General features: G+C 39.8%; 11 protein-coding genes. 4 read left to right on the top strand and 7 right to left on the bottom strand.

Annotated features, from left to right (window positions below; translation table 11 throughout):
- Positions 1–47: 47 nt before the first annotated feature.
- Positions 48–1,007 (bottom strand): NAD-dependent epimerase/dehydratase family protein, encoded by a 960-nt coding sequence (locus CDG76_RS26005; protein ID WP_094351767.1) that lies wholly within the window; start codon positions 1,005–1,007, stop codon positions 48–50.
- 294 nt (positions 1,008–1,301) lie between these two features.
- Complete coding sequence (hemE, locus tag CDG76_RS26000) at positions 1,302–2,363, bottom strand: uroporphyrinogen decarboxylase (protein ID WP_094351766.1); 1,062 nt, start codon at positions 2,361–2,363, stop codon at positions 1,302–1,304.
- Between the two features lie 1,099 nt (positions 2,364–3,462).
- Here hemE and CDG76_RS25995 point away from each other — a divergent pair.
- Positions 3,463–4,200: a hypothetical protein gene (locus tag CDG76_RS25995; protein WP_094351765.1), complete on the top strand. Its 738-nt coding sequence runs from the start codon at positions 3,463–3,465 to the stop codon at positions 4,198–4,200.
- Positions 4,201–4,233: 33 nt separating this feature from the next.
- Positions 4,234–4,857 (top strand): hypothetical protein, encoded by a 624-nt coding sequence (locus tag CDG76_RS25990; protein ID WP_094351764.1) that lies wholly within the window; start codon positions 4,234–4,236, stop codon positions 4,855–4,857.
- Positions 4,858–4,911: 54 nt separating this feature from the next.
- Here CDG76_RS25990 and CDG76_RS25985 read toward each other — a convergent pair whose 3' ends face one another.
- The 3 genes from CDG76_RS25985 to CDG76_RS25975 all read right to left on the bottom strand — a co-directional run bounded on the left by CDG76_RS25985 (position 4,912) and on the right by CDG76_RS25975 (position 8,342).
- Positions 4,912–6,231: an ABC transporter substrate-binding protein gene (locus CDG76_RS25985; RefSeq protein ID WP_094351763.1), complete on the bottom strand. Its 1,320-nt coding sequence runs from the start codon at positions 6,229–6,231 to the stop codon at positions 4,912–4,914.
- A gap of 18 nt (positions 6,232–6,249) precedes the next feature.
- Entirely contained in the window at positions 6,250–6,903 is a 654-nt protein-coding gene (locus tag CDG76_RS25980; protein WP_094351762.1) for a glycosyltransferase family 2 protein, read from the bottom strand.
- A gap of 332 nt (positions 6,904–7,235) precedes the next feature.
- Positions 7,236–8,342 (bottom strand): methyltransferase domain-containing protein, encoded by a 1,107-nt coding sequence (locus CDG76_RS25975; protein WP_094351761.1) that lies wholly within the window; start codon positions 8,340–8,342, stop codon positions 7,236–7,238.
- Between the two features lie 217 nt (positions 8,343–8,559).
- Here CDG76_RS25975 and CDG76_RS25970 point away from each other — a divergent pair, with 217 nt between their 5' ends.
- On the top strand, positions 8,560–9,018 hold the full coding sequence (locus CDG76_RS25970; RefSeq protein ID WP_223265387.1) for a class I SAM-dependent methyltransferase: 459 nt from the start codon (positions 8,560–8,562) through the stop codon (positions 9,016–9,018).
- A gap of 26 nt (positions 9,019–9,044) precedes the next feature.
- On the opposite strand, the gene CDG76_RS25965 is transcribed toward CDG76_RS25970, so the two are convergent.
- Together CDG76_RS25965 and dacB are read right to left on the bottom strand one after the other, a co-directional pair.
- The gene (locus CDG76_RS25965; RefSeq protein WP_094351759.1) at positions 9,045–9,953 is read right to left on the bottom strand and encodes a S66 peptidase family protein; all 909 of its coding nucleotides are present in this window, start codon (positions 9,951–9,953) and stop codon (positions 9,045–9,047) included.
- A gap of 29 nt (positions 9,954–9,982) precedes the next feature.
- Complete coding sequence (gene dacB / locus CDG76_RS25960; protein ID WP_223265386.1) at positions 9,983–11,455, bottom strand: D-alanyl-D-alanine carboxypeptidase/D-alanyl-D-alanine endopeptidase; 1,473 nt, start codon at positions 11,453–11,455, stop codon at positions 9,983–9,985.
- 234 nt (positions 11,456–11,689) lie between these two features.
- Between dacB and CDG76_RS25955 the strand changes: the two genes are divergently transcribed.
- Entirely contained in the window at positions 11,690–12,289 is a 600-nt protein-coding gene (locus tag CDG76_RS25955; protein WP_094351826.1) for a hypothetical protein, read from the top strand.
- Positions 12,290–12,451 lie beyond the last annotated feature (162 nt).

Below are 12,451 nucleotides of genomic sequence, written 5' to 3'. Positions count from 1 at the left end.
TTTTCTGCTAATATTTTCCAAACATTGTCAAAAGCCACAGATTATAATCAATTTTTAGCCTTTTCAACACCGCTAATTTTCAAAACATCACTCATGGTTGCACAATAATTTGGCAAGTCGAAGCTATCAGGATTGATGAATTTTTCGTATGTAAAATGCCGATAGTTCATGCAAAACCGATCCCAAGCGGCCATGCGAATGCGGAACAGAACAATAATCAAATTAGCCAATGCTATAGATATGGGAATGCGAAAGTAAATCTTTTTGCCCAGATAAGCGCAAACTTCTTTCACTGCTTGATCAGCAGTTAACGGTGCTTGACCTAAAACAAGCCGACGTGGTTGATTATTTTTGGCAGGACGATCGATCAAATATCGCACGACAGTGGCAATGTCTCGTCCGTGGATAAAGTGAAAACTGCCATCTGCTTCTAGAAAGCGAATCACATTAATATATTTCGTCACTTCTGGAATGCCAGATGTGAGATGAGAATAGGGTTTATTGGCATCACCGCCCAATACTAAAGTGGGAAATACTGTGGTAATTTTGGGTGCGATCGCTAATTTTTCTTTTTTCTCTAAGCACTCATATTTAGAACGGATATAATCTGTCCCAATTTCCCCGGCTTCTTTCAATGGTTGATTGTAGCGATCCAAAACGCTAGCTGTCGAAAAATAAATCACCTGCTGGCAACGTTCTGGATCTAGCAGTTCCAGCAACTCTATAGTCTTAACGACATTAATATCAAATGTCTCATCACCACCCCAAGCTGTGGCTGTGAGTACCGCTGTATCAATTGTGGATAGCAAATCGGTAAACTGGCGAATATTTTGCATATCACCTTGTAAAACGTTGATGCCTGAACGTGCCTTGGTATCAACTTGCAGTTTGCTTGGGTTCCTAACTAGTAGATACAGTTCGTGATTTGTTTCTTTAATTAAGGCTTCTGTTAAATAATGACCTACACAACCACTTGCACCAGTCACTAAAATCCGCTTCTGGCTCATAAAGAGTTTTTCAAAATTTAGGAGTTAAAACTAAAGAGTTAAGAATAAAGTTAAAAGTTCCGAATCAGGAGTTATTAATAAAGTTAGGAGTTAGAAGTGAGGAGTTAAGAATAAAAGATAACTTTGCACCTCGCAACTGATCACTTTATATTTTATATAGCGGTTCTCGTCCCAAGTGATGTACAAGAACCCCACCCCCAACCCCCTCCCCGCAAGCGAGGAGGTGGCTCTGATCTACTTCATGGGATTGGGAAACGCTATAACTCCTAACTCCTAACTCATAACTCCTGACTCTCAAGCCTTAACTCCTGCAAGATTCAGTTCCTTTGCCGTTTCAAAGAAGAAAGCGACATTTTCTTCTGGAGTTTCTGGTAAGACACCATGACCGAGATTGAGAATATGACCCCAATTACCAGCTTTGCGAACGGTATCGAGAATGCGATCGCGGATAAACTGTTTAGAGCCGAATAACACGCCTGGGTCAAGATTTCCTTGAACTTTCATTTGTTTACCCAATCTGGCTCGTGCGTCTGCCATATCCACAGCCCAGTCTACGCTGACAATATCAGCACCAGATTGTCCCATTCTTTCCAACACACCCGCACTACCGCTAACTAGCAAAATCAAAGGTGTATCGGGATGGGTTTGCTTGACTTGCTGGAAAACTCGCTGCTGATAGGGGAGAGCAAAGGTGTCATAATCTTGAGGACTCAATTGACCCGCCCAAGAATCGAACATTTGCACAACTTGAGCGCCACAGTCAATTTGGTAGCGGGCATAGATGGCGATCGCATCTGCTAATTTAGCTAAGAGTTGATGCAATATCGTCGGATCTGAAAATGCCATGTTTTTGATGATGGAGTAGGTTTTAGAACCTTTTCCTTCCACTGCATAAGCTGCTAATGTCCACGGCGCACCCACAAAGCCCAACACTGTTGACTTATCGCCTACTTCCGAGCGCAGCGCTTGCAAAATTGTCTTGATAAATGGTAGAGCTGCTTCTGGTTCTAAAGGACGCAAAGCATCAATTTGTTCTTGAGTGCGGAGGGGCGAAGAGATGATTGGCCCTTTACCTTCCGCGATGTCCATATCAATGCCCAAACCAGGTAATGGGGTGACAATATCAGAAAATAAAATTACTCCATCTGGTTGGAAGGCTTTCCACGGTTGCAAGGAAACTTCAATTGCTACTTCTGGAATTTCGGAGCGATCGCGAAACGAAGGATACTTATCTCTTAAGTCTCGATATGCTTTCATATATCGTCCCGCTTGTCGCATCATCCATACAGGGGGACGATCTACTACTTCACCACGAGCAGCCCGTAAGAGATGAGGAGTCGTTGAATAAACACCCATTTATTACTTCATCCTATTTATGCCACTGTTTAGCTTATCATTCTGGGATTACGCTTTTCCAGCAGGTTTTCAGGAAAAGGTGAATACCAGGGCATAATAGTAATATTTTATAATATTTTGATTATTGGATATGAGCGATCGGTTGGCTTGACTACAGTATTAATGCCAGCAAGCGCTACAATTTATTGTTTTTTTGGCTTATCCCATAAAATTATTGCTTTGAGTTCCACGTAGAAATGCACCTCTCACTTCTGCATCAGGGGAATGTGTGAAGAAAACTGCATAAAAAAATGTGTCTCTATGTCATGCATAGAGACACATCCTTAAGGATTTTCAACAGGGATCTGGATAAATTTATCCTTTCACTATCGCTTTATGTTGTGAGCGTTTGAAGAGTGACATCATACCACAGCAGTCATTCCGAGTAAAGCCAAAGAGATTTTTTGCAGCATTCTAGTAATAAACCTTGAAGAACACAAAGAGAATTAAGACTGAACTTTTCTTGAAACCTAGCTATGAAAAACTGGTTTCATTACTCCAACAAATTAGAAGAAAATCACAAAGATTATTAGGCCTTTATATATGACTCTTGTTGGGTAAAACAAGCTCGAAGATGTAAGTTGAGCTTGATGCTTTGTAATCCTGTTTTGATTTTTATAACTCGCAAAAGATACGGTGTATATACTAAAATATCTTTAAAGATTAAGTGAAGGCTTTTGTGCAATTGTAGTGGACAGGACAAACGCATCTAAATTACTCTTGATCGCAACCAAGCTTAAGAACCAACAAAAAATCACTATTTATCGTTTGGTTTAGTTTCCCAGACTCAAAGCGATGTCTACGATGGGATACCCCTAAATCTTTAGCAAGAAGAATAGGTTAATGAGATTCTATTGCGAATAGACTGTTATTATTGACATAATATTCTCACCTTGAGGAAGTGGCGAGTGGGGAATGGAAAATAGGGACTGGTGATTGAGAAATAGAGTAAAACAAGAATCAATATTTAATTGAGAATTGGGCAAACAGGGCATTAGTTAATTCTCACCCTGCTCCCCTATCTCCGCGATCTCCCTATTCCCTCACTCCCTAACTTCTTATGCAAACTGACTCTAACAGTCCCGATCGTGTTGCATCTACTAATAACGAGCCTCATCCAGGAAAGTTTTTGATTCCGCGATCGCAGCGACAGAGGTTCTTTATTCAGTTTACCTTAATGACGCTCATCGGATGGGTTGTCGGTGGTGTTGCCAGTATCGCCTTAGAGAAAATTATTCTCCAAAGTCTCTCACCTAGCGTTGCTATCCAACCACAAACATTGAGCATTTTGGTGAGAAGTCTCAGTAATGTTATATTTGCCATAATTTTTGCTGCTGACCAGAGCCTTGCCCTTTATCGGTATTTACCAGGTTGGCAGTGGCTATTTGCTACTAGCGTTGGTTGGCTGATTGCCAACGGCGTTTCTACAGCCTGGATTAACTACATTTCAACCATTGCCTCATCATCTTCTGAAGATACTTTTATTTTGGGATTTTTGTCTGCGATCGCATATATAATTTCTGGAATTTGGCTAGGGATTTGCCAATGGCTGGTGTTGAGGCGATATACAGCAGGTATTTGGTGGTGGAATTTTGTACCCTCAATCTCTTTCTTCTGGATCGCTATTTTGGTTTGGTTGCTTTTTATTATGCAAAATTTGATTCCAGAAACCTACCGTACTCCCATACTATATTGGAGTGGACAAGCACTTACAGCAGCGATTTTAGGAGCCATACCAGCAATTGGTTTGTGTACATTAAAAAGAAATTTACATCCCAAAACTGAAATTTCTACCTGACTTTTGTCGATATATTCTATAACCTTAATATTTATGACTCGCCCGCGCATTCTCCAACCCGGTCAAAGTTATACATTTAGTAAGTATTTTGAATTACCTTATGCTCCAGCAGATATCTTGGCAGAACTGGGATGTAGTTACGAGCGCGCATTGCTACAACTACCACAATATTCAGGTGTAATTGACTATTTAGAATTTTTACAGCGTTATTTACGGCGTAATATCATGCGCGTAAATCCTATCAGTGAAGCTGCAAAACGTGAAGTTTTAATTGCTCCTATTTTGTTGGAAATTTGCGACCAAACGCAAACTCAACTAAACATTGAGTACCCCATTAATGTTAGCGAACAACTCAAAGGAAGTTTTGATTACTATATTTCATCTTCCAATTCCTTGTTAGTAGTCGAAGCCAAGCAATCTGATTTAAGCCGGGGATTCACTCAACTTGCAATTGAATTGATAGCACTCGACCAATGGACAGATTCGCAAACACCAACTTTGTACGGTGCTGTAACAAATGGAGAAGATTGGCGATTTGGAATATTTTATCGGCAAGATAAACGGGTCATGCAAGATATTAAACTTTATCGCGTTCCAGAAGGTTTGGAAGAATTAGTGCGAGTGCTTGTAGGAATTCTTACCAATACTAATAGTTAATTATATACTCAAGCCACTGCACCTCAAAGGATACCACAAGTTACCCAGTCCCATTTAATTGTTATCCCAAATAGTTTCTAAACGCTCTTGTGCTATTTTGAGAGCTTTGTCGGGAGATTCACCCAGCAATGTAGCCTCGATAGCTCGACCAAGACTGTCAGAAAGACGGCTATATCCGGCAATAATCGGTCGAGCGCCAGCCAGAGGAATTTGTTCCATAAACACTTTTAACCAAGATTTCTGGTTGAGGAATTGCTGATAAGCTTCACTTTGTGCAGCTTTAAGATTAACTGGTAAAAAACCGGTACCGATACTCCATTCTTTTTGGAATTCTTCACTCAAAACATATTCTAAAAACTTGAGTGCAGCTTGCTCTCTGGCTGGTGTAGTCTTCATCACATACAGATTTCCGCCACCTGTCACCGTAGCTTGACCAACATTTGTAGGTATGGGAAATGCGTCGTAATCAACGTTAGATTTCGTGATATAAGTCCAAGGTCCCGTAATTTGCATAGCAACGCGACCCGCTATAAAGGCATCCTCTTCATAACCCCGTTCTGGAGAAGAAAGCATTGCTGAACCATCTTTCAACAGCTGCTGCCAGAATTGTAAAGCTTTCAGCGCTCCAGCATTCGTTAAATTCGGTCGATTATTTGTCAGTACTTCTCCGCTAGCGCTCAATAAAAAAGGAAACCAGCTAAAAACAGTCCATTCTCCCTTCCCTAAAGGCAGTAGAATTCCGTACTGTTCTGGTCGGTTGTCGCCATTGCGGTCTATGGTTAATTTTTTGGCAACTTCCCTCAATTCTTCCCAAGTCTTGGGCGTTTGTGTAATTCCCGCAGCTTCAAAAAGCTTAGGTCTGTAAAAAATACCGATGTTACTTGTATATAATGGCGCTGACCAAAGATGACTATCTAATTGCAATTCTTCAAGTAGGTTAGGGGTGATTTCTGACTTTAGGGGCAATTTTTTCAACCAATCTTCTAAAGGTATAATTGCCCTTAAATCTGCTAACTGACCTGTAATTTGCGGATAGAATGCCAAGATATCTGGAGGCACATTACCCACAACAGCTGTTAATATTTTTGGCAAGTGTGGTTGAGCTAAAAAGACAGATTCTACCTGCACATCAGTATGAGTCTGATTAAATTTATCTACCAGTTTTTCAAACACATCCCGATTAGCAGGGGGATTGATTGCTTGCCATAGGGTTAAATGAATTACTCCATCATCCTTCTGTACCAGTCCCTGACAACCAGATAAAAATATTAGGAACGAACTTAGAACAATCCCTAGAAGTAACATCTGCCAAACAGAAGCGATGACTCGGCGAGAATAATGGCTTATTTTAGATAGAAAAAGGATAATCTTCATGCCAGGTAGTTAATCAGATTAAGAAATATTCTCCAAAACACTTTTGGTAATACTAGTTTCTGCTCTTGTGTAAATATAAGTTTGGGGTTCGGTTACTTTTTCAGTTCTGAATATTTTTGCCGCCCGATACCAAAAGTCTGTATCCTCTCCGTATGCAATATTATTAAATCCTTTCACCTCAAAAAATACCTGTCTCTTTCCAAAAAATGTTGGGCCTAAAACACATTCTCGGAGATTAATTTTTTGACCTGCTTGAAAATAATCTGCAACCCAAACCTCTTCTTCTGTGGCGAATCCACCTTCAATCAAATCAATTTCTGGATTAGCTCTCATATATTCAATTCGCGCATCCAGATGATTTACTTTGTACGCATCATCGCTATCTAAGAATGTTAGATATTTGCCGAAAGATGCCTGTATTCCAACATTTTTAGCATACCACAGCTTCCTATTTTGATGTTTCAAATACCGGATATTTTGAAATTTTTTAATATAAGAATTGACAATTTCAAAAGTATTATCTTGGCTGCCATCATCAACTATAATCAGTTCCCAATCTTTAAAACTTTGAGCAATAACACTATCAATACAATTGTTTAGATATTTTGCCCGATTATAGGTACAGAGGATAATTGACACTTCATGATTGAAATCAAAAACTACAGTTTCCATTTTTAAATCATCATCGTAATTGTTCGCACAATAATCCCACTAACAAAAGAGGGATTTTTAATTATTGAGGAGTAAAGTATAAAGCTGTGTTGAACAGAACCAAGTTATTAACACTCTGAAAAATTACTCCTTAACTGTGTAAGTTCATAAAATCGTGCATGATATCATTATAATGATAAATTATCCGGCTAAAATCAAAGTTTTCTCGAACATCTTCTAAAATTTGTGGACGATAATATTGGTTTTTATCAATCATCTCGCTAATTGTATCGGTAACAATTTTGTGAGAGCAATTTTCATAAATAATTTAATTTCTCCTCACACTTTTAGATTTACTTTTCAGCCAAAATACAAGTTGCGACGGGATAATCTGGATGGTAAGCATCTAGTTCTTCAGATGTTAGTTCTTCTACAGCTATTCCATGATAACTAGCTATGACACTGGTAGGGTTGCCATAGACATACAACTTCTGTTGTGAGAAGTTTCTAAACATCCAGGCGAAAGCATCAGGTAAAGGTCGCCAATAGTCAACGGGAGTAGCATGAACTCTAATCGCACTTGGTACCATTGCAAAACATTTTCCACCAGGTTTTAACCAAGTGTGGATATTTTCCACCACTATCCAGGGGGCGTAACAATGTTCTAAGACGTTAAAAATGATCACTGAATCAAAAGATTCTGGTTTAATAACGGATACATCGTGAGCATCCCCAACTATATCTACTCCTGGGCCTGCTTCTAAGTTGAGAATCTGATATGATGCGCCTGGATTAATTTGATAAAAATCTTTGTCTTTTGGTGTTCCTCCTATTTCTAAGATATTGCCACCAATTTGGGTTTGAATTTCTTTCAGAAATTTGCTGAGGTAGTATCTATCGACGGGTGTACCTCTTGTCAATCCAAATGCTTGACAAATGGGAACTGTTTTTTTCAAATCACCCCAATCTATCGAACCTGTAGCAGGGGATAGTAAACCAAGACTTTCTAGATGTTCTACTAATTTACGAAAGTCTTCTATATTCTCAATAGATTCTAGGTCATCTTCTAATTGATATTGGGAAAATAATTGTGGCAATACTTGGTAAGTTTCTCTACTTAATAAACCAAGTTCATATTGCATTTCTTTTTCGATAAAACTCCGAAAGCCTTTACCAAAAATTGTCAGGCTACTATCTGCTAAAAAAACTAGGGCGTTTTGAAGAAGCTGCTCATATTTTTTGATCTCCTGAATAACTTTCTCTGGTATAGGTTCTAATTTAATTTTTTGAAATATTTGGTAAGCTGTCTCTAATGAATGTTCGTGAATAAATATTTCCAGGATTGTCAACCATGATTTTGATGGAATAATTTCTGCGGTTCGCTGACTCCAAGCAAAAATTGCATATAACTGTGAATCTTCAACTTTTAAAAAGGCATTAGGTACATATTGTTTTGGCATATAATTAATAACTCAAAGTTTTATAATCAGGAGGATGACTTGGGTATTATAAGCTATTTTCGATTTTATTTATAATGGCATCGCATTTATTTTAAGCTTGGCTGAAAATAACAATTTAGCGTTCCTGGAAGATCCTCTTTTCCAACCCTTCCCCGGTTGCAAGAGGCAAGTGTTGCTCTACTTCTCTGGTAAGTAAGGAGTCTGGAGGGTTAGGTTTTTGATTCCTGAATCGATGCTCTGCTCTAATTGCCGCAGTACCACACTAGAGGCGATTACCTTTATTTGGATATTCGAGTTTGTCTTAGTATTAACTTTAGTAGCTGGTTATAGCCCACAAAGAGTAGAAGAGTTAGCTAAAGAATTACAACACAAGTGGTCATTGATTTTCATTGATGGCGATCATGAAGCGCCTGCTCCGCTCAATGATACGATTGTTTGTGAACCATTGGCAGAGGACGATGCTTTAATTTTGTTCCATGATTTAACTTCTCCTGATGTAGCACAAGGTTTAGACTACTTAAAGGAAAAAGGTTGGAATACAATCATTTACCAAACTATGCAAATTATGGGTGCTGCTTGGCGAGGAAATGTTGAACCAGTAAAACATCAGCCAGATCCGAAAATTAATTGGAATTTACCAAAGCATTTAGAACATTATTCTGTGAGTGGATTATGACTGTTTAACTAGAAGCGGATCTGATTTTAACTTAGATGGGGATGCGCGATCGCTAATATTCCTGCATCTCCATCTAAAGTTACCTCTACACCCACTGGTAAGGCTGCATTGGGACTATCATGGCCAAAAGGTAAATCGGAGACAATGGGAATCCCCAAATCGCCTAAGCGATCGCGCAATACTTCTTCTACACTAAAACTAGATATAGTTGGTGGCGCTTCACAACGAGTAAAACCCCCCAACGCAATACCGCAGACTTGAGACAAAGCACCACTCAAACGCCACTGCGTCAGCATCCTGTCAATCCGATAAGGTGCTTCGGTAACATCCTCGAAGGCCAGAATTACACCATCTAGATGTGGCAAGATTGGTGTACCCAAAAGGTGAGTAGCCACCGTCAGATTACCTGGTAATAAAGTACCAGTAACCACACCACCACCCCAACCGCAACCTTTGAGAGGTGTGAAAGAACTACCTTCTACCCAATCAAATAATCGCTTAATTGACCAATCTGACTCATCTGCCAAAGTTGTCATTACAGGGCCGTGAACGCCGGAAATTCCTGCTGTATAAAGACTCCATAATAAAGCTGTGATATCAGAAAAGCCTATAAGCCACTTGGGAAGCCCTGAGGTTGGCCAATTCCAATTTTCTAAGATGCGGGTGCTGCCAAAACCACCTCTGGCACAGAGAATACCACGACAATCAGGATCTTGCCATGCTGCTGCTAGCTGTTGACGACGGGTTTCATCTGTTCCTGCTAGATAACCCCATTTGTCATCTATCTGGGGACTGATTTCTAGTTTGTAGCCACGCGATCGCCAAATTTCTAGACTCTGTTTAAATTCCTCAAATTCTCGCAAAGCGCCACTAGGGGCAATTACTCGTAGTAAGTCTCCAGGTTTTAGGGGCGGTGGTAAGATTTTGGATGGCATGAAAAAAGTTATGAGTCAAAAGTATAATATTAACAATGCTGCAACTGTGTCAACAACACAACAACCTCATCAATTGCCTGTCGTACAACTGTTGCAGATTGATTCGACTGATTGACGATAATACTAAAAACTAGCGGCTCATATTTCGGCGCATTCATATATCCAGATAGAGAAACTACACCCGTTAACGTACCTGTTTTTGCTTGCACAATGCCCTCAGCAGGTGTATTTTGAAAGCGGCCTTTCAGAGTTCCACTTTTACCAGCCACGGGTAAAGATGCGCGATATATATATGCAGTTGGGGTTTTTGCCATTCCCCGCAGAGTTTGGACAAAAGCTTCTGGTGTCACTAAGTCACGACGTGATAAACCTGAACCATCGACCAAAATGTAATTAGCTGGATCGACCCCCAATTTAGTTAAACTTGCTTTGACAACTTCTAAACCGACATCAGCACTAGTCTGATTTTTCAGTCTGGTCTTTTTCACAGCTAATGCTCTCAGCAATGCTTCAGCATAAAGATTATTACTATTTAAATTAGTTTCTGCTAATAATTCAGCTAAAGGTGGCGACTCTACAAATGCTATTTCCTGTTGATTCACACCACCATTTACTACTAATGTCTGTCCCAAAGTAATTTTTTTTGTTGCTAAAGCAGTACGGAAACGTCGTAAGAAGTAATAATTAGGGTCAACTACAGGCAAATCTATTAAAGATTCTTCAGAATTGGTTGCCAGTTGTCCTTGAATTCGTAATACTGTTCCTGATAATTCGCGGGTGACATTGACGTAGCTCGGTTGATTTTGAGGGACGGTTATTGACTGATTAATTATCCGCCACTGTTTTGCTTCACTAGGATCAATCCACAGCACTTGCAAAGATTTGCCTACAGCCTGTGGTACAAGTTTAAAGCTAAAAATATTTTTATTCAGAATAAAGCTGCTGACTGGTACGCCATCACTTGACTGCACATCTTCCCATTGCCAGGTGGGGTTAACAATATCACCTTGAATATAACTATCATCAGCACTCAACTGCTGAATTTGATTAATACCTTTCTGTTTTAACTGCTGTGCCAATTTTTGCAGTTCAGTATCGCTTAAGCTAGGATCTCCCCTGCCGACAACACGTAAAACACCATTGCCATTCTGATAAATAGAGGTGCGAATCCGAAAATTAGCGCCCAATTCCTGCAACGCTGCTGCTGTTGTCAGCAATTTGAGGTTAGACGCAGGAGTAAAATATTTTTGAGCATCTCGACTGTAAAGAGTTGGCCCCGTTGACAGAGGTTGTATCAAAATTCCCCAGCGCCCTCGACTAAATAAGGGACGATTGATTACAGCATCTATCGCTGTTCCCAGTTGGCTAGAGCAAATTGATTTTGTGGTAGTTGTTGGTGCAACTGGGGTTTGTGCTTTTGCAACTCTAGAAGTAAATCCTATCTGGCTAGTCAAAAATATTAACAAAACACCTAGTGGTTGATTTAAAATCTTAAGTCTCACCAATTTTCCTTATCCCAAAGACAGATATTTTTACCTTGCGAACAACTTCTTTCCGGAGAGAGAAGAATTGGCTCAGTAAAGTTACTTAATTAGTATAGGGAAGATGTTCACATATTTCATACATAGGCGATGTCTACGACGGGCTGCGCCTACGCACAAACATAATTTATGGGACTACAAAATAGAAACCCAAGTCAACCTGCATATACAGAAATACGAAATCGAGGCAATGGTGTGAGTACATTTTTATCTGGTGTAGCTGTATTACTCTCTACTTTGGCTTTGGGATGTAGCGGCTATGTAGCTTATGAAGTTTTTACGTTGCGGCAGACACTAAATGCTACTAGTACAGCCAGTAGTACCATTCCTACTCAAGTCCCAAGTCCTACAGCTACAATTTCTCCACAAGCAACAGTATCACCATCTCCAGCGAGTGCTACAACTTCAGCAATTAGCCCTGGTCAATTTGTGCAGCCTGCTTTTGGCAAAAAGGCAGAAGTTGAGTTACTTTCAGCAAAACGAATTAAAGATCCAGAAACTGGAAACCGTGATGTGGTAAATCTGCAAATGCGGATTCGTCGCCTTGCCACAGACGGAGTTGTTGGTAGCGATATTATATCGGTTGCTAGTACAACAGCCCGCAATCCTGACACTAGCGTAACCTACAAAGGAGTTGCTCTTAATCGCTCAACAGGAAGCGTTTCTTTGTTCCAGGTACGTCCACAAGCCTCCGCAGATGCTTATATCTGGCTAAGAGTTCCCGATGGTATCAATAATTTGGACATTTTTGTGCCAGATACAGCCGCATTTAAAAATGTACCAATTTCATTTTAGCTAGCTAAGTGATATCAAATGACTACCCATAAAGGGTAGTCATTTGTCGTTGATTATACAAGGAAATACTTTGCTTCTCTAAACAGTAGCCTGCAACCGTGAGCAGCAGTCTGAGACATAATCAAATTTCCAAAACTTTTTTTAATTACTTTCTCTTCACTT

Origin of the sequence: Nostoc sp. 'Peltigera membranacea cyanobiont' 210A, from assembly GCF_002246015.1 — a bacterium.
In the GTDB taxonomy this organism is placed as follows: domain Bacteria; phylum Cyanobacteriota; class Cyanobacteriia; order Cyanobacteriales; family Nostocaceae; genus Nostoc.
The sequence above is the reverse complement of the archived record's forward strand: the minus strand, read 5'-3'. Positions and strand labels throughout refer to the sequence as shown.

What these genes read in the sequence shown, in the direction of transcription:
- CDG76_RS26005 (WP_094351767.1), bottom strand. Translation starts at nt 1,007, where the DNA reads ATGAGCCAGAAGCGGATTTTAGTGACTGGTGCAAGTGGTTGTGTAGGT.
- hemE (WP_094351766.1), bottom strand. Translation starts at nt 2,363, where the DNA reads ATGGGTGTTTATTCAACGACTCCTCATCTCTTACGGGCTGCTCGTGGT.
- CDG76_RS25995 (WP_094351765.1), top strand. Translation starts at nt 3,463, where the DNA reads ATGCAAACTGACTCTAACAGTCCCGATCGTGTTGCATCTACTAATAAC.
- CDG76_RS25990 (WP_094351764.1), top strand. Translation starts at nt 4,234, where the DNA reads ATGACTCGCCCGCGCATTCTCCAACCCGGTCAAAGTTATACATTTAGT.
- CDG76_RS25985 (WP_094351763.1), bottom strand. Translation starts at nt 6,231, where the DNA reads ATGAAGATTATCCTTTTTCTATCTAAAATAAGCCATTATTCTCGCCGA.
- CDG76_RS25980 (WP_094351762.1), bottom strand. Translation starts at nt 6,903, where the DNA reads ATGGAAACTGTAGTTTTTGATTTCAATCATGAAGTGTCAATTATCCTC.
- CDG76_RS25975 (WP_094351761.1), bottom strand. Translation starts at nt 8,342, where the DNA reads ATGCCAAAACAATATGTACCTAATGCCTTTTTAAAAGTTGAAGATTCA.
- CDG76_RS25965 (WP_094351759.1), bottom strand. Translation starts at nt 9,953, where the DNA reads ATGCCATCCAAAATCTTACCACCGCCCCTAAAACCTGGAGACTTACTA.